We start from the raw sequence: 20,675 nt of genomic DNA on the forward strand, positions 1-20,675 counted from the left end.
CGCCTTCGACCACTTCCAGGCCCAGGCGCGATTTGGCCAGCTCGATCAGGGACAGGCGGGTGATGCCCGGCAACACCGAAGGGGAACTCGGTGTGACGAACTTGTTGTCGTGGGTGATACCGAAGAAGTTGGCCGAGCCGACTTCCTCGATTTTCGAGTGGGTCATCGGATCCAGGTAAATGCAGTCGGCGTAGTGCGCCTTCTTGGCTTGGGAGCCCGGCATCAGGCTGGCGGCGTAGTTGCCACCGACCTTGGCCGCACCGGTGCCTTGCGGCGCGGCACGGTCATAGCTGGAAATCAGGAACTTGTGCGGGGTCAGGCCACCCTTGAAGTAGGCGCCGACCGGGATGCAGAAGATCGAGAAGAGGAACTCGGGCGCGGTGCGCACGCCGATGTTGTCGCCCACGCCGATCACGAACGGGCGCAGGTACAGCGCGCCGCCGGTGCCGTAAGGCGGAATGAAGCGCTCGTTGGCGCGCACGACTTGCTTGCAGGCTTCGATGAAGTCTTCGGTCGGCACGTGCGGCATCAGCAGACGGCTGCAGCTGCGCTGCATGCGCGCGGCGTTCTGGTCCGGACGGAACAGGTTGATCGAACCGTCCTTGCAGCGATAGGCCTTCAGCCCTTCGAAGCATTGCTGGCCATAGTGAAGGGCAGTGGAGCCTTCGCTGATGTGCAGCACATTGTCTTCAGTCAGGGTGCCTTTGTCCCAGGCGCCATCTTGCCAGTGCGACAAATAGCGCTTGTCTGTCTTGATGTAGTCAAAACCCAGCTTGTCCCAATTGATGCTCTCGTTACCCATGACACCCTCTATCGCTTAACAACCGTCGCAACGGTTCAAGGCTTCTGACGTTTTTCTGGATGGGTACAACAATACTTCATTCCGGGGTTGTTTCGCAGCCCGGACTGTCGGGTGATTGGCATATAAATGATGTCGCCTTCGAAAATCGCGAGCAAGCTCGCTCCCACATTTGATCCCGGTTTGCCTTGAAATGTACAAACACCACAAATCCCCTGTGGGAGCGAGCTTGCTCGCGATGAGGCCATCACCTACGCCATCGACCTCCCTGAATCACATATGCAACGCATGCCCCAGCGCCCGCATCGCCGCTTCCTGCACAGCTTCACCGAGTGTCGGGTGTGCATGGATGGTGCCGGCAATGTCTTCCAGCCGGGCGCCCATTTCCAGGCTCTGGCCAAACGCCGTCGACAACTCCGAAACGCCCACACCGACCGCTTGCCAGCCGACAATCACGTGATTGTCACGCCGCGCCACGACCCGCACGAAGCCGCTTTTCGACTCCAGGGTCATCGCCCGACCATTGGCCGCGAACGGGAAGCTGGAAACGATGCAGTCCAGACCTGCAGCCTTGGCCTCGTCCGGGGTCCTGCCGACCACCACCAGCTCCGGGTCGGTAAAGCACACGGCAGCAATAGCGGTCGGGTTGAATTCGCGGGTTTTACCGCTGATCAGTTCGGCAACCATCTCGCCCTGAGCCATGGCCCGGTGGGCCAGCATCGGTTCGCCGCTCAGGTCACCGATGGCATACACGTTGCGCATGCTGGTCTGGCAGCGGTTGTCGATCTTGATCGCCGAACCGTTCATGTCCAAGTTCAGCGCTTCGAGGTTCCAGCCCTGGGTATTGGGTTTGCGACCAACGGCCACCAGCACCTGATCGGTTTCCAGGTTCAGGATATCGCCATTCGGGTCACGAACTTGCAGGGTGTTTCCTTGCGAATCAAAGCCTTCGACGCTGTGCTTCAAGTAAAGCTTCACGCCGAGTTTTTTCAGTTCATCGTGTACCGGCTGCGTCAGCTCGGCATCATAGGCCGGCAAGATGCGGTCCTGAGCTTCGACTACGCTGACGTCGGCACCGAGCTTGCGGTAGGCAATTCCCAGTTCCAGCCCGATGTAACCGCCGCCGACCACGACCAGCCGTTTTGGAACGGAGGTTGGCGCCAGGGCTTCGGTGGAGGAAATGATCGGCCCGCCGATGGGCAGCATCGGCAGGTTGACGCTTTTCGAGCCAGTGGCCAGCACCAGGTGTTCGCACTGGATGCGCGTGTCACCGACTTCAACCGTTTTGCCGTCAATGACCTTGGCCCAGCCTTGAATGACCTGGACTTTGTTCTTTTTCAGCAGCGCGGCGACACCGGTGGTCAGGCGATCAACGATGCCGTCCTTCCACTCGACACTCTTGCCGATGTCCAGGGTCGGCGCCGAAACGCTGATGCCCAGGGCCGAATGCTGGCTGTGGTGCTGCGTCTGGTGGAACTGTTCGGCGACGTGGATCAACGCCTTGGACGGGATGCAGCCGATGTTCAGGCAGGTGCCGCCCAGCGACTGACCTTCTACCAGAATGGTCGAAATGCCCAGTTGCCCGGCGCGAATCGCCGCCACATAGCCGCCAGGGCCGCCGCCAATGATCAGCAGCTTGGTGTTCAGAGTCTGTTGCATGACTTACTCCACAAACAGGGTAGCGGGTTGTTCGAGCAGGCCACGGATGGCCTGGATGAATTGCGCCGCGTCCATGCCATCGACCACCCGGTGATCGAAGGAGCTGGAGAGGTTCATCATCTTGCGAATCACGATCTGGCCTTTGATCACCATCGGCCGTTCGACGATTTTGTTGACGCCGACGATCGCCACTTCCGGCAGGTTCAGCACCGGGGTGCTGACGATCCCGCCCAACGCGCCGAGGCTGGTCAGGGTAATGGTCGAGCCGGACAGTTCGTCGCGGCTGGCCTTGCCGTTGCGCGCGGCAGTCGCCAGGCGGGAGATTTCCGCGGCGATGTCCCACAGGCTGCGGGCTTCGGCATGGCGCACCACCGGTACCATCAAGCCAATGTTGCTTTGCGTGGCGACGCCGACATGCACCGCGCCGAGGCGGGTGATGACCTGGGCTTCGTCGTCGTAGCGGGCGTTGATCTGCGGGAAGTCCCGCAGGGCCACGACCATGGCGCGGACCAGGAACGGCAGCAAAGTCAGCTTGCCGCGGGTCGCACCGTGTTTTTCATTCAAGTGCGCGCGCAGTTCTTCCACGGCGGTGACGTCGATTTCCTCGACGTAACTGAAGTGCGCGGCGCGCTGGGTGGCGTCCTGCATGCGCTGGGCGATCTTGCGGCGCATGCCGATGACCGGAATCTGTTCTTCGTCGTTACGCTGGGCGTAAGCGGCAGCCGCGGTCGATTGCGGCTGTTGACCTTGAGCTAGATAGGCGTCGAGGTCTTCGTGCAGAACCCGCCCGGCAGGGCCGGTGCCACGGACCAGACGCAATTGGATGCCGAGATCCAGCGCATGTTTGCGCACGGCCGGGGAGGCCAGCGGACGCTCATCGGCCTCGCGAGCAACCATCGGGCCCTGGCATACGGCGGCTGGGCGCGGGGCTGCAGCCGGTTTGCTCTCAACCACAGCTTCAGCCTTTGGTGCCGCAACCGGAGCTTCTTTAACGGCAACGGCCGCAGGCTGAGCCGACTCTTTAACGTTGCCCGCGCCTTCGACTTCAATGCTGATCAGGATGCTGCCAACCGCCATGACTTCGCCAGGCTGTCCGCCCAAGGCGATGACCTTGCCATTCACCGGCGAAGGGATGTCGACCATCGCCTTGTCGGTCATGACATCGGCCAGCACCTGATCTTCGACGACCATGTCGCCCACCTTGACGTGCCACACCGACAACTCAACTTCTGCGATGCCTTCGCCAATGTCCGGCATTTTGATAACGTGCGTGCCCATTCAGACCTCCATAACCCGATGCAAAGCCGCGCCCACACGGGACGGACCAGGGAAATACGCCCACTCTTGCGCGTGCGGGTAGGGAGTGTCCCAACCGGTGACGCGCTCGATCGGCGCTTCCAGGTAGTGGAAGCAGTGCTCTTGCACCAGGGCGGCCAGTTCGGCGCCGAAGCCGCAAGTGCGGGTCGCTTCGTGAACGATCACGCAGCGACGGGTTTTCTTCACCGAATTGACGATGGTTTCCAGATCCAGCGGCCACAGGCTGCGCAGGTCGATCACTTCAGCGTCGACCCCGGTTTCTTCAGCCGCGACTTGCGACACATAGACCGTGGTGCCGTAGGTGAGGATGGTGACATCCTTGCCCGGACGAGCGATGGCGGCGACGTCCAGTGGGACGGTGTAGTAACCGTCCGGCACTTGCGCGGCCGGGTGTTTCGACCACGGGGTGACCGGGCGGTCGTGGTGGCCGTCGAACGGGCCGTTGTACAGGCGCTTGGGCTCGAGAAAGATCACCGGGTCATCGTTTTCGATGGAGGCGATCAACAGGCCTTTGGCGTCATAGGGGTTGGATGGCATCACCGTGCGCAGGCCGCAGACCTGGGTGAACATCGCCTCGATGCTCTGGCTGTGGGTCTGGCCGCCATAGATGCCGCCGCCGCAAGGCATGCGCAGGGTCATCGGGGCGGTGAACTCGCCGGCCGAGCGATAGCGCAGGCGTGCCGCTTCGGAAATGATCTGGTCCGACGCCGGGTAGACGTAATCGGCGAACTGGATCTCGGCCACTGGCCGCAGACCGTAGGCGCCCATGCCCACGGCGACGCCGACGATCCCGCTTTCGGAGATCGGCGCATCGAACACCCGGGATGTGCCGTACTTGTTCTGCAGGCCTTCGGTGCAGCGGAACACGCCGCCGAAGTAGCCGACGTCCTGGCCGAAGACCACGACGTTGTCGTCACGCTCAAGCATCACATCCATGGCCGAGCGCAGGGCCTGGATCATGGTCATGGTGGTGGTGGTCATGGCGGTGTCCAACTGAATATTGCTGTTGTGGTCGTTCATGTCAGATCCCCAACTCCTGACGCTGGCGCTTCAAGTGCTCCGGCATCTCTTTGTAGACGTCTTCGAACATCGTCGCGGCGCTCGGCGTCTGGCCACCGGCGAGGGTGCCGTACTGCTCGGCTTCTTTCTGCGCGGCGATGACTTCGGCTTCCAGTTCGGCGCTGACGGCGGCGTGTTCCTCTTCGGACCAGTGACCGATTTTCACCAAATGCTGCTTGAGGCGCGCAATCGGGTCGCCCAGCGGGAAGTGGCTCCAGTCGTCGGCAGGACGGTATTTGGAAGGATCATCGGACGTCGAGTGCGGACCGGCGCGGTAGGTGACCCATTCGAGCATGGTCGGGCCGAGGTTGCGGCGCGCGCGTTCGGCGGCCCAGGCCGAGGCTGCATAGACGGCAATGAAATCGTTGCCATCGACCCGCAGGGAAGCGATGCCGCAACCGACGCCACGACCGGCGAAGGTAGTGGCTTCACCACCGGCAATCGCCTGGAAGGTGGAGATCGCCCATTGGTTGTTGACCACGTTGAGGATCACCGGCGAACGGTAAACGTGGGCAAAGGTGAGGGCGGTGTGGAAGTCCGATTCAGCGGTGGCGCCGTCGCCGATCCAGGCCGAGGCGATTTTGGTGTCGCCCTTGATCGCCGAAGCCATGCCCCAGCCCACACCCTGTACGAATTGGGTGGCGAGGTTACCGGAAATGGTGAAGAAGCCGTGATCGCGTACGGAGTACATGATCGGCAACTGACGGCCCTTGAGCGGATCGCGCTCGTTGGACAGCAACTGGCAGATCAGGTCCACCAGCGGCACTTCCCGCGCCATCAGAATGCTTTGCTGACGGTAGGTGGGGAAGCACATGTCGTCGATGTTCAAGGCCAGGGCCTGGGCGCTGCCGATGGCTTCTTCGCCAAGGCTTTGCATATAGAACGACATTTTCTTCTGACGCTGGGCGACGACCATGCGGTTGTCGAAGATCCGCGTCTTGAGCATGGCGCGCATGCCTTTACGCAGGATCTCCACCGGCACGCCTTCGGCCCACGGACCGAGGGCATTGCCCTGGTCGTCGAGCACGCGAATCAGGCCCTTGGCCAGGTCGGCCGTGTCGGCGGGTTCAACGTCGATTGAGGGTTTGCGCACCGTGCCGGCGTCGGTCAGACGCAGGTAGGAGAAGTCGGTTTTGCAGCCAGGGCGGCCCGAAGGTTCGGGAACGTGCAGGCGCAGCGGTTCATACGGTTGGTTCATGGCTTCTACGCTCGATCTTGTGAATTTCTTGTAGTGGGCGCGCTCGCTGACAATCTTTCTTTGGGTAAAAGAAATCCTGTCCTACAACAATCATAGGCCTCGCCAAGAAGAATATTTATCTCTGTTTCGTTGCGCTTTAACTCATTTGAGGATAAAAAATCTTCATAAACACAAAAAACAGGTGGTTTTGTCTCATGCGCAAACTGGATCGTACCGATATAGGCATTCTCAACAGCCTCCAGGAGAACGCCCGCATCACCAACGCCGATCTCGCACGCTCGGTCAACCTGTCGCCGACCCCCTGTTTTAACCGGGTCAAGGCCATGGAAGAACTGGGGCTGATTCGCGAGCAAGTCACCTTGCTCGACGCTGACTTGCTGGGGCTGCACGTCAATGTGTTCATCCACGTCAGCCTCGAGAAACAGGTCGAGGAAGCCCTGCAGCATTTCGAAGAAGCGATTTCCGACCGGCCGGAAGTGATGGAGTGCTACCTGATGGCCGGCGACCCGGACTATCTGATCCGCGTGCTGGTGCCGACCATCCAGTCCCTGGAGCGGTTCATGATGGATTTCCTGACCAAGGTTCCGGGTGTGGCGAATATCCGCTCGAGCTTTGCGCTCAAGCAGGTCCGCTACAAGACCGCGTTACCGTTGCCGGCCAATGGCTTGACGCTGGCGGGGTAGCTCCATTGAGGGGGCCGCTCCATTCATCACGGGGCTTTGCAGTAACACCGGCGTGGTGCTTTATTCATAAAGGTGCATAAGAGAGTCAGTCGTCCTCAGCTGCGCATGCCGACAAGCGTTGCCGAGCGTGAGGTGATGTGATGGGCCAAAGGGAAGTTTGCGAGTGCAAGGGCGCAGCTTCCTGGTCAACCTGGCACAGGTGGCTCCTGGCGCTGCTGTTGTGCGTCGCCTCGCTGCTGGTGTCTGCCGAGGATCGGCCCGTTCTGATCGACATCGCCATTCCCCACAACCCGACATTTGACCAGGCAACGGGCGCCATTCAGAAGGCTCTGGAGGGCGTTGCCACCGTGAGAAGTCACGAGGTGGGATCTGCCAGTAGCGTGATCAAAAGTGTCATGCAAGGGGAGACGGATCTGGCGATCGTCCCTGTTTGGGCCTTGAGTGAATTTGCCCCTGCGTTCGGTATCTACGGCCTGCCATTCACCTTCCCGGAGATCAAGCCCTATTCCTTTTTCATGAGATCGCGGTTGCAATCGCAACTGGCCGAGCAACTCAAGGCGCAGGGTTTGCAGGCGTTGGGCGGAGTCTGGTACGGCGGAACGCGGGTTATCGCCAGTCAATTGCCCAGGCGTTCACCCTGGGACTTCAAGGGTGCCAGGGTCGCGGTTTCCGGCGAGGATTGGCAGTTGATGGACTTGTCAGGCGTGGGTGCCGAGTCCATCGAAATGTCTGAAACCCAAATGGCTTCGGCAATGGCCTCCGGGGCGGTCGATGCAGCAGAGGTGCCTTGGGATCGGGTGACGAAAATCAATGCCGCATTCGTGACCCAAAGCGATCACCGCTTCAGCGGCTTGATTGCCATCTACCAGGTTGCGCGTTTTTCAACATTGCCTGATCCGGCACGGCAACGTATTACCCAGGTCATCAACTACGCCGAGGAGCATGTCTCCTCGACCATTGCCGCGCGGGAGCGCGAGGCCATCGACGCGGTGCGCGCGTCCTCGGAAATTACCTGGATGGGCGTTGATTCGGGCGTGCGGGCGCAATGGCAGGACGCATTGGCTGCGCGCCAGGCGCCGGCGATCGAGAGGATTGGTTCATCGCTGGTGTACGAGGCGCGCATCAATCCGATCTCCACCCTGAGTTACAGCGTGCTCAGTGCTCCCTGGTCCATCAACTGGAATGCCTGGTTCCAATCCTCGCCCAGGCAGGTCAAGGCTTCGTTGGTTGCAGGCAAGCCCTATGACTTTGTGCTGGATCTTGGCCGGGGGATTTATCCCGGAGCGTTGAGCAGCGGGATCAGCGGCTTGCTGCAGGAAGAGATCGCTGCGGATCCGGACAGCGACGAGATCCACTTGCTGGTTCGACCCGTATTGATGGGCGGCATACTTGAGCCGGCACCGGGTACGGATTTTCGCGCGCGCCGATTCAATGTCCAGCGCGATCGCCTGCCGGCCAGGGTCAACGATCAGTCTGTGCGGGAAAAAGCGCGCAATCACCTGATCACCTTGAGTGACCTGGCCAAGGAGTTGAGTGTCGATGGACCCATGGTGTGGCCGCTTATTGCCCGCCAGGCGGGTTGCGCGCAGGTTGTGCTGTCGATTTGGGACGCTGCGGGGCTGCGCCCTCTGGACTACATCGTGGTCAGCGTGCCAGTGAGCGAAGTCGGTCAGAAGGACCCGCAAGCCTGCGACACCAGTCTCCGAGGTGGTGAACTGGTGTCCGGAATGGAGCAGTTGCTGGAGGTGGGGAAAAGAGCGCGGCTGTCTTCGCCCACGGACGCGGCCTTGCATCTATTCGACTCGATCCCGAGGGGCGAGGGGGACGCAACGACGGTGGCGGTGTTCGTCGATCGCTCGGAGATTGACGCGGCTCAGCGTCAGGGCAAGACACTACCCGTGTATGCGTGGGAGCTTGCCGGCAATCTGACGCATTTTCTGGAGCAGGACTCCATGCTGCCAGCGTCCATCGCGAACACCCGCCAGCGCCTGGAGACCCCACAGCCTTATACCGAGGTCGTCAGGCAGATGAACAATATTCTGTTCAACGGCCGTACTCAGACGGATCAGCGAAATGCCAATGGGGCAAGGACGGCGATGCAGCGCCTGAGCCAACGCAGCGAAGCTCCGGTGGTGTTGGTGCGTTATTTCGACTCGTTTGGGCAAATGCAGAATCTGCCGCTGGCCTTGTTGGGGGCGGACGCGCCTAACCAGTTGTTCAGTCATCGCATTACCGTGGTCCAGCCATTGCAGGATGCCCGGACGCTCCAGCCCGGTGCCTGTTTCAGCGGTTGGGACTTTGCCATTCCCAGGATGCTGGATGGGGTGAATGCCGAGTCCGCGGAGTTGCTGATGAAGGATGACTGGCGGATGCAGGGGCGCGAGGTCAACTGGTATCAGGACAACACCGACTTGCTCAAATTCATGACCCAGGCCGAGCCGCCTTCCGCGGTCAGCAGTGCCCTGGTCCTGCTGGCCCATCATGGCAAGGGCGATGTGACGTTTTCTGCGTCAGGGCTTCCCGACCGGGTGCTGGACTCGGATATGAGACGCCAGTTTGTGCCGGGTAGCGTGGCGGTCCTGGCGGCGTGTTCGACCCTGGGTGTCTCCGCGGCCAGCCAGACGTTCGTCAACATGCTGGTGCGTCGAGGCGTGGGTGCCGTGGTGGCGTCACCCTTTCCCGTGGACACCGATTTCGGTACCCGGCTGTCGGTCAGTTTCGTTGCGGTGGCCCAGCAGTTGCGGGCCAGTGGTACGTCTGCCCGGGTCATCGATATCTTCAATCAGGCCTTGCAGAAGACCATCGAGACCTATGGCCCAGGCTCGGGCTACGCGGATATGGCCCTGGAGTTCCAGATCATTGGTGATCCCGAACTGCACATGTGTAGTGCCCCGACAGCGTCAAACCAGAAAGCGCGAGGTGTGCAATGAAGCGTCGCCTCCGGAGTGCTGTATTGGCCTGTTTAAGTGTGTTTGTCGTGGGTGACGGGGATGCACAAGAACGTCTGAGCGTGTTCGTCAGTGATCTGCATTTCGGGCTCGGACGTACTACCGACGGAGGTTGGCATCCCTATGAGGATTTCAGATGGCCGCGGGCGCTCAAAGGGTTCCTGACCGCAGCCTCCAAAGAGGGCAATGACCAGGTCGACCTGATTATCGTCGGTGACTTCCTGGAACTGTGGCAGTTGCCCCATGACATTCACTGCCAGGGAAGCGGAGCCGGCGCCGGCTGTTCGGTAGCCGAGCTGGTCGACCTGAGCCGGCGAATCATCAAGGCCCATGACGCCGATCTGCAGGCGTTGCAGGAGTTTTCCACGCGTGGGAGCAATCGACTCTATCTGGTGCCCGGCAACCATGATGCGGCCTTGCTCATTCCCTCCGTCCGGGCGCCGCTGGTCGAGCGTCTCGGGGCGCAGAGCGGGCGGGTGATATTCGTCGAAAGTGGGCTGTGGATCTCCGCAGACAAGCGGATCGTGGCCGAACACGGGCAGCAGATCGGCAGTGACGTGAATGCCTTTGCCGATTGGCCGAAGGTCACCACCACCGACGCAAGCGGCACTCAACTGATGATTCGTCCTTGGGGAGAGCGGTTCGTGCAGCAGTTGTTCAATGAACAGGAGATGAACTATCCGGTCATCGACAACCTGAACCCGGAAACCGCCGGAGCACGTTATCGAATGAGCGAGCGGGGCGTGGGGGGAACCATTCAGGACCTGGCCAGGTTCATTGCCTTCAACATTTTTGAAACCACTCCGGGCCAGAAATACCGTGCGTTGTCGACTAATGGCGCCCATGACCCGCCGTTCAATCGCGCGGCGGCGGAGAAGGTCGGACACCGGCTTTTCAGCTATTCGTTACCGGAGGGGGATTCATTCAAGGCGCTACTCCAGGACACCAATCCGGAAGGCGAGGAACTGCGCCGCGAGCTCGATGAGCTGCTCAAGAGCATGTCGACCGAAGACCTGGAAATGTTATGCCGCAATGCCGTTGTGTATACCAAAATCAACCCGTGCAACCCGGCGTTGTCTGCGCTGGTGGTGGACGTGCTGGTGCCCAAGACGGCGATTTTCAAGCGCCACCTAAGGGCTCGTGAAGAGGCCGTGGGGCCATTTGATTTGTTTGTCTATGGGCATACCCATCGCTGGGAGTCCAGGTGGAAGGTCCCGCTGAGCAGCACCCACAGCGTGATGGTGGTGAACACCGGAGCCTTTCAACGGCTGGTCGACGAGGAGGCTTTTTTGCAGTTGGCCGCTGTTAAAGGCATGACCCCTACACAAGCGTTGCGCGCGCTACGGCCGGAAGATCTCAAAGCCTGTTATTCGGCGGTGTTCGTCAGGCCGGGTACCTTGCGCCCAGTGGCTGAGCTATGGCTGTGGGAAATGTCGGAGTCTGGGGGCGGGCGCTTCAGGGTGCCGGGTATTGCTGACTGCCGGTGAAGCAGTCACAACCGATTGATCGGGATCTTCAGGTAACTCACCCCGTTGTCCTCGGCCGGCGGCAGATTTCCCGCGCGCACATTGACCTGAATCGCCGGCAGCAACAGCGTCGGCATAGTCCGCCCGGCGTCGCGCTGGTTGCGCATGGCGACGAACGCAGCCTGCTCGACGCCATCATGCACATGGATATTGCTTTTGCGTTGTTCGCCGACGCTGCTCAGGCATTGCGACTCACGGCCCGCGGGCGGGTAGTCGTGGCAGACGTAGAGGCGGGTCTCGGGAGGGAAGGCCAGCAACTTGTGGATTGAGCTGAACATCTGCTGCGCATTGCCACCGGGGAAGTCGCAGCGGGCGGTGCCGACATCGGGCAGGAACAGCGTATCGCCGACCAGGATCAACTGGTCTTCGATCAGGTACGCCATGTCCGCCGGGGTGTGCCCAGGCACGTGCAACGCCTTGGCCTTGAGGTTGCCGATAGCGAATTCCTCGTCTGGCGCGAACAGGTGGTCGAACTGCGAGCCGTCGACGGAAAATTCCGGCTCAAGGTTGAACAGGGTCTTGAATACTTCCTGAACCTTGCTGATCGACTCGCCGATGGCGATCTTGCCGCCCAGTTCCTGCCGCAAATAGGGTGCGGCGGACAGGTGGTCGGCATGGGCATGGGTTTCCAGCAGCCACTGCACCTGCAAGCGGTGTTCGTGGACGAAGGCGATCACCCGATCCGCGTGAACAGTCGCGGTGCGCCCTGAGACAGGATCGTAGTCGAGCACCGGGTCGACGATCGCGCAGTGCCCGTCATCACCCTCGAAGATCACGTAGGTGTAGGTCGATGATGCTTCGTCCAGGAAGGCTTGAATCAACGCTGACATAGGGGCAGATCCATTCGGGAGACGTCTAGAGGTTAAGTACTTTATCCGCACACTGACTAGTCTGGATGTGATTTTAAATGATGCAAACCTTTGTGGAGTTGTATCGTGGGCGCCATTCAATGGCCGGGTTCTTTCCGGTTTTATTTTAAGTGGATCAAGAGCGTTCTATGCTTCTGGCAACATTCTTTGGTGTGGTGATGGGCCTGGTTCTCGGCTTGACCGGTGCCGGCGGCGGCATTCTCGCGGTGCCGGCGCTGGTGCTGGGATTGGGCTGGAGCATGACCCAGGCGGCGCCGGTGGCGCTGTTTGCAGTGGGCAGCGCCGCAGCGGTGGGCGCCATCGATGGCCTGCGACACGGCCTGGTGCGTTACCGCGCGGCGTTGTTGATTGCCTTGCTCGGGGCCTTGTTTTCGCCGGTGGGTATCTACTTCGCCCATCGCTTGCCGGAAAAAACCCTGATGGTGCTGTTCAGCCTGCTGATGGTCATCGTGGCGTGGCGAATGCTGCGTCGCGAATCCCGGGATGCCGGGCCGAGTGATCATGGCAGTGCTTCCTGGGGGCAGAAAAACTGCATGCTCGATCAGCAGACCGGGCGTTTTTCCTGGACCGTGAAATGCTCGGCGACCCTCGCCGCATTAGGCGCGGTCACCGGCGTTGTGTCAGGGCTGCTTGGGGTGGGTGGCGGCTTTCTGATCGTGCCGGCCTTCAAGCAACTGACCGATGTGCAAATGCGCGGAATCGTCGCCACCTCATTGATGGTAATCAGCCTGATTTCGGCGATAGGGGTAATCGGTGCGTTCTACGCCGGAGTGTCCATTGACGCCACTGGCGGGGTGTTCATCGTCGCGAGCATCGCCGGCATGCTGCTGGGCCGACGGGTGTCATCGCGGGTACCGGCCAGAGGCTTGCAGGTGGGGTTCGCGAGCATTTGCATCGTCGTGGCGGGTTATATGTTGTTCAAGGCCTAAGCCCTCTACAGCGCCTGATACTGCCGGGGCTGTTGCTGATCAGGCATCAATATGACTTTGCATACAGTGCCCAGGATTTGGTGGGTTGACCTGTAAATAAACAGGTGGCTGTAACCTTGGGTTGAGCGAGAGGAATGCATCGAACGGTTACACCCAGTTCGCTGATGGTTTTCTCAACTTTCTCGTCATCAATGAAGGGGGCGATAACGAATGTATTGAGTTTGTTCTTGCGTTGGAAGGCTTGTTTAAAGTTTTCAAGCGTAGTAATTGTTTCGGTATTGTCTGACAGCTTTTTCCTGGCACTTTCAAGCATGCCTGTCTGAATGGCCTGCAGGGTTTTTGGCAAGTCTTTAACAAAGCTATTCATCTCTACTTTTAATGTTTTTTTGCTGTTGTCTCTGCAGGAATAAGAAACCATGTTCTGTTCCAGTTCCTTTATCCCGACCTCGACCCGAACAGGCACACCGCGCTTGATGTGATACCACTTTTTTTCGCCGCCATTCATGTCCCGCTTATCAACGTTTACACGCAGGTTTTGTCCCTTCAGTTTTTTTCGGGAGATCTGCTTTTGCAACTTGTCGCAGTAAGCATGGATGGCTTCGGCATCCTGTTCACTGCGTACGATCGGAACAATGATGACCTGCGTCGGTGCCACCAGCGGTGGGATCACCAGGCCATCGTCATCGCCATGGGCCATGATCATGGCACCAATCAAACGCGTGGAAACGCCCCACGAAGTAGTCCAGGCCAGTTCTTTTACCCCTTCCTTGTTAACAAAGCGGATGTCTGATGCCTGGGCAAAATTTTGTCCCAGGAAATGTGAGGTGCCCGCTTGCAAGGCCTTACCGTCCTGCATCATCGCCTCAATGGTGTAGGTACTGACGGCGCCCGGGAAACGTTCCCATGAGCACTTTTCGCCCTTGATTACTGGTATGGCCAGGTGATCGACAGTAAACCGCTCATAGATATCCAGCATCTTCAGCGACTCGTCCAAGGCCTCTTCACTGGAGCCGTGAACGGTGTGGCCTTCCTGCCACAGGAACTCTGAGGTGCGTAGGAAGATCCTTGGACGCATTTCCCAGCGCAGGACGTTGGCCCACTGGTTGATGAGTAGCGGCAGATCCCGATAACTTTGCACCCATCGTGAAAAGGAGGCACCGATCACCGTTTCGCTGGTGGGCCTGATGATCAAAGGCTCTTCCAGTTCGCCAGCGGGAGTGAGTTTTCCATCTGCGGTCTGTTCCAGACGGTGATGGGTTACGACTGCGCACTCCTTGGCAAAACCATCGACATGTTCTGTTTCTTTTTGAAGAAAGGATAATGGGATCAAAAGTGGGAAATATGCGTTCACATGGCCTGTATCCTTGAATTTTTGATCAAGCTCTCGTTGAATCTGTTCCCATATACCATAGCCCCAAGGGCGGATGACCATGCAACCTCTAACGGGAGAATTTTCAGCCAGTTCAGACTGGCTGATGACTTGTTGATACCATTCGGAAAAGTTTTCACTTCTTGTAGGTGATATTGCGTTTTTCATAATGCCCCGGCTTTGAGAAGACAGCGTGTGATGTTGAGATTGGTGTTGTGTAGGTGTATGTATATTTTTTGAGGTTTGAAATTTCAAGAACTGATATTTTTTGTTTGATTTTTCGGAAAATTCTTTCAGACAGATCTGTTTCTTGTAAGGTTGTTTCCTTTTCTTTGCGCGACGCTTGAGCATCTTTAGGCATTGCTTGGCGTCATCATCGATTTGCGCAACCACAGCACCATCCAGATCGGCGACACTTTCACCGAAGGCGAGGCACTGGATTTCACCGGGATCCCGCACTTCGCCCCGGAACTGTGCGTTGTGTCAGGGCTGCTTGGGGTGGGTGGCGGCTTTCTGATCGTGCCGGCCTTCAAGCAACTGACCGATGTGCAAATGCGCGGAATCGTCGCCACCTCATTGATGGTAATCAGCCTGATTTCGGCGATAGGGATGATCGGTGCGTTCTACGCGGGCGTTTCGATCAATTCGACGGGTGTGCTGTTCATTGTCGCGAGCATCGTCGGCATGCTGCTGGGCCGACGGGTGTCATCGCGTGTGCCGGCCAGAGGGTTGCAGGTGGGGTTTGCGAGCATTTGCATCGTCGTGGCGGGTTATATGCTGGTCAAGGCATAAGCAGGTGTAAGGGCTGATGGGGTTTTGTGGCGAGGGAGCTTGCTGTGGCGAGGGGGCTTGCCCCCGTTGGGGCGCGCAGCGGCCCTAAAACCGGCAATCGCGGTTTTTCAGGTAGAACGCATCAGCCGGTTTTACGACTGCTTCGCAGCCGAACGGGGGCAAGCCCCCTCGCCACAGGGTGTGTGCGAACCCCCACGTCCTTGCAAAAAACCACCGCTGCGGCGAAACCACCGCGCTAGCTGGCGTTGCGCGCCGATGGGATTCTGGCGCTACGGCCAGCCGAACTTGTTCAGGTGTTTTCCACCCGAGGGAGACGGCATCGAACCGGCCTTCCGACAAGCGAGGTTCACCATGCAAGCCCTGGTTCTGGAAAAACAACACACCCTGACGATCCGCGACGTTGACCTGCCGTTGCTCATGGGCCCGGACGACGTGCGGATTCGTGTCCACACCGTGGGTATCTGCGGCAGCGATGTGCATTACTTTACCCATGGCAAGATCGGTCCGTTCGTGGTCGATCAGCCACTGGTGCTCGGGCATGAAGCGGCGGGAACCGTGGTCGAGGTCGGCAGCCGGGTACGGCATCTGGTGGCCGGGGACCGGGTGTGCATGGAGCCGGGGATTCCCGACGCCACCTCGAAAGCCTCGCGCCTGGGGCTCTACAACATCGACCCGGCAGTGGTGTTCTGGGCTACGCCGCCGGTGCACGGTTGCCTGACGCCGGAAGTGATTCATCCGGCCGCGTTTACCTACAAACTCCCGGCCCACGTCAGTTTTGCCGAAGGCGCGCTGGTCGAACCCTTTGCCATCGGCATGCAGGCGGCGGTGAAAGCGCGGATCAAACCCGGCGATGTGGCGGTGGTGATCGGTGCCGGGACCATCGGCATCATGACCGCCCTGGCGGCGCTCGCGGCCGGGGCCAGCCAAGTGCTGGTATCGGATCTGATGGAGGAAAAACTGGCGATTGCTCGCCGCTATGACGGTATCGTTACGCTCAACGTCCGCGAAGCCGAGTTGCCGGCCAGGGTCGCCGAGCTGACCGACAACTGGGGCGCCGACGTGGTGTTCGAGGCCAGCGGCAGCCCCCGCGCCTATGACGATGCCCTGGCCAGTGTCTGCCCTGGCGGCGCGCTGGTGCTGGTGGGCATGCCGGTCGAACCGGTGGCATTTGACGTGGTGGCTGCCCAGGCCAAGGAAATCCGTATCGAAACGGTGTTCCGGTATGCCAATGTCTACCAACGGGCGGTAAACCTGATCGCCAGCGGCAAGGTCGATCTGAAACCGCTGGTCTCGGCGACCTTTCCCTTTGCCCGCGGCGTCGAAGCCTTCGAGCGGGCAGCCAGTGCCTTGCCGGGGGATGTAAAGCTGCAAATCAGTTTCGACCCGACCTTGAGTTGACCTGCCAGAATGGAACCCACGGGTGATGAACAGCAAGAAAACAACTGAAAAGCTCTCCGAGCTTGAAGTGATCTTCACCGAGCCACAGCACAGTTTTCGCTGGTACGAGCATGACTACCCGTACCCGTTGGCGCGCTGGAATCATCATCCGCAGTTCGAGATCCATTTGATTCGCCATGGCAGCGGCCGGTTGTTCGCCGGGGACTACATCGGCCACTTCGGTTCCGGGCATCTGGCCTTGATCGGCCCTGGACTGCCCCATGACTGGATCGGTGACCTGGCGCCCGGCGAGCAGATTATCGGCCGCGATGTGGTGCTGCAGTTCGATGGCGAAAGCTTGTTGAAACTGCGCGAGACCCTGCCGGAACTGGATGAATTGCACGGCTTGTTCAGTCGGGCGCGGCAGGGCATCGAGTTCAGCGGCGCGACTCGGCGTCAGGCCGCCGAGTTGCTCGAAGAGATCGGCCGCAGTCACGGCCTGAAGCGCCTTGCGCTGTTTGTCTCGCTGCTGCAAACCCTGAACGAGGCGGGCGCCGGGGAGGGCCGGACCCTGGCCAGTCAGCAGTACGCGCCGATGCTCGACAGCCTGACCTCCGAGCGCATGGCCCAGGTCTTCGATTACATCCTCAAGGATCTGCATGAAGAGCTGCGCATGTCGGTGATCGCCCGCCAACTGGAGATGAGCGAGCCGGCCTTTTCACGGTTCTTCAAACGCACCACCGGGCACACCTTCGTCGACCTGACCCGCAAACTGCGAATCCAGCGCGCCTGTCGTCTGTTGCTGCAAAGCCGGCTTTCGATTTCGGACATCTGTTTCGAGGTGGGCTATGCCAACCTGTCGAACTTCAATCGGCACTTTCGCCATGAAATGGCCGAGACACCGTCGGAGTATCGCAAGCGCCTGGAACGCGGACCTCTTCACCCGCAGGTTTGATGGTTGAACACCGAGAGATTTTTGACGCACGCGAGATCGCCAAGATCGCAACCTGCGGCAGCTCCTACAGAATCGTGTACATCCGTTATTTCGCGGTTGTACCCGGTTGGTGTAGGAGCTGCCGCAGGCTGCGATCTTTTGATCTTCGTGTCGAAAACTCAATCACCCATCGGCGGCATCGTCCCCAGCAACGAAACCGCCGCCACCGCGGCCACCCCCAGCAGCCATTCCATGATCACGCTGGTACGCAGCGTCGACAGGCGCTGCTCGCAGTCGTTCACCCGCAGCCAATTGAACAGCGCCAGCGCCAGCATGCCGCCGACGAGGGCGACCTTGATCAGCAGGATCAGCGCAAAACCGGAGAGCAGCGGCGTCGGCCAAAAGACCCCGGTGAGTACCCGGATATTGATCAAACCTGTGACCAGCAAACCGGCCACCAGTCCATAACCGATACCGCTGAAGCGTCGCAGTATCACACCGATCGGTTGGCCTGCGGGTTGCAGCAGGATCAATGCCAGCACCATCAACCCGCCGAGCCAGGCGCCGACGCAGGCCAGGTGAATCAGCTGATTGAGGATCAACAGCTGGCCGTCGAGACCGTCGAGCATGGCGCCGTGGCCGACCGGCGCCAATGTGGCCAGCAGCAGGCTCGTGAGGACGAAACGTAAGGTCAATGAGGTTTGCAATCGGGTCATCAGGCAAACGACCAGCAACAGATTGAGCAACAGGTGCCAGCTCCAGACCTGTCCGAAAAAGGTCTTGTTCAGGACTAATTGCACGGTCGGCAGGTCAAACGCCGCCGGCCATGACCCGGCCATGCTGGCGGTGATCAGCAGTAACCAGCAAAGCCCGCTGGCCAGGGCCAACAAGGCGAGCAGTTTTGTCACGCCGTTGAGGCGTCGATCCAGAGTCGCGAGCGCCTCGGTCAGCGGCGCGCGGCCCAACAGCAAGGGTCTGAAGATACAGGCGCCAAACAGCATCAACACCACGGCGAAATGCAGGAAACGACACAGCACCAGCGCGTTCGACATGAATTACTGGCCGACCTTGAAGCGGTAATGGCCTTGGCTTTTGTGGGTGTCGACCGATACCGCCTGCCACTCGACCTTGTAGTCACCGGCTGCCAGCGGCGCTGCCGGGGTCACGATCAGGGTCTTTTTGTCGGTGGCTTCGGTGGTGATGCTTTTGACCGGCACATCGATGCCGTCCTTGCTCAGGCTGACTTTGCTGAAGGCTGCCTCAACCCCTTCGGAAAACAACAAGCGCAGTTCCTGGGGTGCAACAACGGTGCTCTCGGCTGCCGGTATCGCGCTTTCCAGATGGGTGTGGGCGAACACCGAAGATACGGCGAGCAGCGAGCTCAGCAGGGCGGTGAGGGTCAGGCGTTTTTTGAGCAGCATCGTTGGGCACCTTCAATGAGTACAACGTGGCGTCAATAGAACATGAAGCGCGCGAGGAGTGAAATGCCCGCGGGGGAAGTCTAGCGTAAGAAGATTCGTTTTCGGCTGTCGCCCCGAGCTAGAGCGGATGCTAGTCTTGAGCAACGCTGTAGCCAGGGAGCCCTCATGGGCAATCACAAGATCGAGATCCGTCGCAGTAACGTCGAGAAAATTCTGCTGGCGGCGGAAAAAATCTTCGCCGAGAAGGGCTATGGCAGTACCGCGATGGCCGATATTGCCAAGGAAGTGCAACTGCCGCGCTCCAACCTGCATTACTACTTCAGCACCAAGAGCGAATTGTACAGCGCGGTATTGTTCGACCTGCTGGAAGTCTGGAAGCAGGACGCGCTGTGCTTCGAGATGTTCGACGATCCGCGGGTGGTGCTCAGCAGCTATATCCGCGCCAAGATGAACCACTCCCGCAGCCGGCCTTATGGCTCGAAAGTCTGGGCCAATGAAATCATCCACGGCGCACCGACCTTGGGTGTGGCGCTGGATGCCAGCCTGTACGACTGGGCGAAAATGAAGGAAGCGAAGATTCGTCAGTGGGTGGAAGACAAACGCATCCTCGCGGTAGAGCCCTCGAGTCTGCTGTACATGATCTGGGCCTCGACCCAGCATTACGCCGACTTCGATCACCAGGTGATGATCCTCAATGATCACCAGCCGCTGTCGGACATGCAGTTCGAGCGGGCGGTGCAGACGGTGACCAGTGTGATTTTGCGGGGGATTGGGTTGGAGCCTTGATCTGAGCGCGGTAGCCGTGATTTGTCACTTACGTACGTTGGCAAGATAAATATCACCTGTTTTGCTGGGAACGAATCAGGTCGCCATTAATTTCGAGGCTGAATTCTTTAATTCTGTATTGTGTGTATCTGATCTGATACTTGGCTTTATCCAAAGGGCGTTTTTCCGCATTTGTTTTTTGCAGCTCCGATAATCGATCGGTGTATCTATTTAATCTACTTGTCAGGTCTGGATTGGACCAGACCTTGTAGTCTGGGGTTGATGCCGTGAGACGATCGAACGTATCCCCTCTTTCTATGAGTTTTCGGAGGCGAATAGCTTCATAGCTTTTCGGAGATTCGTGTTTTTGTCCCGTTGTTGTAGTTTTAGGAAGGTGGCCGGTAAACGGCTCGGCCTGAGATACTAATGTTGAAGAGTCTGGTCTACGTGTGGTTGTACCTCGCTGACCTAATTGCGCGTCCAGGCGTGGATTTCTCGTTACCAATCTCGATCGAGAAATAGTGGTGGATGAAAGGTTCAGCGGTTGCTTTTTCCATGGTCTGAATAGTTTTGTGAAATTCCATGGTCTGAAGTTGGCAACAGGAATATTTCCGGTCGGGTCGTATCGGTTGATCGGATCATTCCCGCAATAAGCATACGGATTGATCCCACCTTCACCAAAAGGACTCAACTCATCCGGACTGTTGAAGCGCATCAATACCGGGTTAAAAGCACGATTGCCCTGACCCAATAGATAGTGACCGGTTATTGAATCAGGACGCTCACCGTTGAAGCCGAGCAAACTGCTCAAGCCACTTTCGACAGGGTGGTGACCGTATGCGGTATAGGCCATTTGCTGGGGGTTTGTGCCCGTCGTTTTCAGAACCGAATGTTGTTGATCCGTTGCCAGTAGAGTCGTTTCAGTGACACCAGCCATGCATTGTCTTTGTGCCAGCGGCTGAGCGTCATTGCGAAATATCGTTTGTTGTGCCTGATCTTCTATCTCGGTAGCCAGGTAGTTTTTTTGATA

17 protein-coding genes and 1 pseudogene are annotated in these 20,675 nt (G+C 59.0%); 8 read left to right on the forward strand and 10 right to left on the reverse strand.

Annotated elements, in window-relative coordinates:
- The 5 genes from F8N85_RS05840 to F8N85_RS05860 form a co-directional block, all read right to left on the reverse strand.
- On the reverse strand, window positions 1-802 hold an 802-nt coding region (locus tag F8N85_RS05840; protein ID WP_150802722.1), incomplete at its 3' end, for a branched-chain amino acid aminotransferase.
- Window positions 803-1,072: 270 nt separating this feature from the next.
- The gene (gene lpdA, locus F8N85_RS05845) at window positions 1,073-2,458 is read right to left on the reverse strand and encodes a dihydrolipoyl dehydrogenase (RefSeq protein ID WP_150802723.1); all 1,386 of its coding nucleotides are present in this window, start codon (window positions 2,456-2,458) and stop codon (window positions 1,073-1,075) included.
- A 3-nt stretch (window positions 2,459-2,461) separates the two neighbouring features.
- Window positions 2,462-3,736, reverse strand: a complete 1,275-nt coding sequence (locus tag F8N85_RS05850) for a dihydrolipoamide acetyltransferase family protein (protein WP_150802724.1) — start codon at window positions 3,734-3,736, stop codon at window positions 2,462-2,464.
- On the reverse strand, window positions 3,737-4,795 hold the full coding sequence (locus tag F8N85_RS05855; protein ID WP_150802725.1) for an alpha-ketoacid dehydrogenase subunit beta: 1,059 nt from the start codon (window positions 4,793-4,795) through the stop codon (window positions 3,737-3,739). It abuts the gene before it with no gap.
- 1 nt (window position 4,796) lies between these two features.
- Window positions 4,797-6,032: a 3-methyl-2-oxobutanoate dehydrogenase (2-methylpropanoyl-transferring) subunit alpha gene (locus F8N85_RS05860; protein WP_150802726.1), complete on the reverse strand. Its 1,236-nt coding sequence runs from the start codon at window positions 6,030-6,032 to the stop codon at window positions 4,797-4,799.
- A 194-nt stretch (window positions 6,033-6,226) separates the two neighbouring features.
- On the opposite strand from F8N85_RS05860, the gene bkdR reads away from it, so the two are divergent.
- The 3 genes from bkdR (at window position 6,227) to F8N85_RS05875 (ending at window position 11,150) form a co-directional block, all read left to right on the forward strand.
- Window positions 6,227-6,715 carry a Bkd operon transcriptional regulator BkdR gene (gene bkdR / locus F8N85_RS05865; protein ID WP_018929722.1) on the forward strand — a complete coding sequence of 163 codons (489 nt, stop codon included), beginning with the start codon at window positions 6,227-6,229 and terminating at the stop codon, window positions 6,713-6,715.
- A gap of 140 nt (window positions 6,716-6,855) precedes the next feature.
- Entirely contained in the window at window positions 6,856-9,645 is a 2,790-nt protein-coding gene (locus F8N85_RS05870; protein ID WP_150802727.1) for a TRAP transporter substrate-binding protein, read from the forward strand.
- Window positions 9,642-11,150 carry a metallophosphoesterase gene (locus F8N85_RS05875; protein ID WP_150802728.1) on the forward strand — a complete coding sequence of 503 codons (1,509 nt, stop codon included), beginning with the start codon at window positions 9,642-9,644 and terminating at the stop codon, window positions 11,148-11,150. The genes F8N85_RS05870 and F8N85_RS05875 overlap by 4 nt, the downstream gene beginning before the upstream one ends.
- A 5-nt stretch (window positions 11,151-11,155) precedes the next feature.
- Here F8N85_RS05875 and F8N85_RS05880 read toward each other — a convergent pair whose 3' ends face one another.
- Window positions 11,156-12,019, reverse strand: coding sequence for an MBL fold metallo-hydrolase (locus F8N85_RS05880; RefSeq protein ID WP_150802729.1), 864 nt, complete (start codon window positions 12,017-12,019; stop codon window positions 11,156-11,158).
- A gap of 167 nt (window positions 12,020-12,186) precedes the next feature.
- Here F8N85_RS05880 and F8N85_RS05885 point away from each other — a divergent pair, with 167 nt between their 5' ends.
- On the forward strand, window positions 12,187-12,987 hold the full coding sequence (locus tag F8N85_RS05885) for a sulfite exporter TauE/SafE family protein (protein WP_150802730.1): 801 nt from the start codon (window positions 12,187-12,189) through the stop codon (window positions 12,985-12,987).
- A 46-nt stretch (window positions 12,988-13,033) separates the two neighbouring features.
- Here the strand turns inward: F8N85_RS05885 and proS are convergent, their stop codons facing one another.
- Entirely contained in the window at window positions 13,034-14,707 is a 1,674-nt protein-coding gene (gene proS / locus F8N85_RS05890) for a proline--tRNA ligase (protein ID WP_224795649.1), read from the reverse strand.
- Between the two features lie 126 nt (window positions 14,708-14,833).
- Between proS and F8N85_RS05895 the strand changes: the two are divergent.
- The 3 genes and pseudogenes from F8N85_RS05895 to F8N85_RS05910 form a co-directional block, all read left to right on the forward strand.
- Window positions 14,834-15,148 (forward strand): annotated as a pseudogene (locus F8N85_RS05895) (TSUP family transporter); the annotation flags it as partial.
- 351 nt (window positions 15,149-15,499) lie between these two features.
- Complete coding sequence (locus F8N85_RS05905; RefSeq protein WP_150802732.1) at window positions 15,500-16,546, forward strand: NAD(P)-dependent alcohol dehydrogenase; 1,047 nt, start codon at window positions 15,500-15,502, stop codon at window positions 16,544-16,546.
- A gap of 25 nt (window positions 16,547-16,571) precedes the next feature.
- Entirely contained in the window at window positions 16,572-17,480 is a 909-nt protein-coding gene (locus tag F8N85_RS05910; protein ID WP_150802733.1) for a helix-turn-helix domain-containing protein, read from the forward strand.
- 158 nt (window positions 17,481-17,638) lie between these two features.
- Here the strand turns inward: F8N85_RS05910 and copD are convergent, their stop codons facing one another.
- Both copD and copC read right to left on the reverse strand, forming a co-directional pair.
- Complete coding sequence (gene copD / locus F8N85_RS05915) at window positions 17,639-18,511, reverse strand: copper homeostasis membrane protein CopD (protein WP_150802734.1); 873 nt, start codon at window positions 18,509-18,511, stop codon at window positions 17,639-17,641.
- A gap of 3 nt (window positions 18,512-18,514) precedes the next feature.
- Complete coding sequence (gene copC, locus F8N85_RS05920; protein WP_150802735.1) at window positions 18,515-18,880, reverse strand: copper homeostasis periplasmic binding protein CopC; 366 nt, start codon at window positions 18,878-18,880, stop codon at window positions 18,515-18,517.
- Window positions 18,881-19,045: 165 nt separating this feature from the next.
- On the opposite strand from copC, the gene F8N85_RS05925 reads away from it, so the two are divergent.
- Complete coding sequence (locus F8N85_RS05925; RefSeq protein WP_150802736.1) at window positions 19,046-19,666, forward strand: TetR/AcrR family transcriptional regulator; 621 nt, start codon at window positions 19,046-19,048, stop codon at window positions 19,664-19,666.
- Window positions 19,667-19,718: 52 nt separating this feature from the next.
- On the opposite strand, the gene F8N85_RS35710 is transcribed toward F8N85_RS05925, so the two are convergent.
- Window positions 19,719-20,582 carry an RHS repeat-associated core domain-containing protein gene (locus F8N85_RS35710; protein WP_412072482.1) on the reverse strand — a complete coding sequence of 288 codons (864 nt, stop codon included), beginning with the start codon at window positions 20,580-20,582 and terminating at the stop codon, window positions 19,719-19,721.
- Between the last annotated feature and the right edge of the window lie 93 nt (window positions 20,583-20,675).

It is taken from the genome of Pseudomonas fluorescens, assembly GCF_902497875.1.
Classification (GTDB): domain Bacteria; phylum Pseudomonadota; class Gammaproteobacteria; order Pseudomonadales; family Pseudomonadaceae; genus Aquipseudomonas; species Aquipseudomonas fluorescens_BR.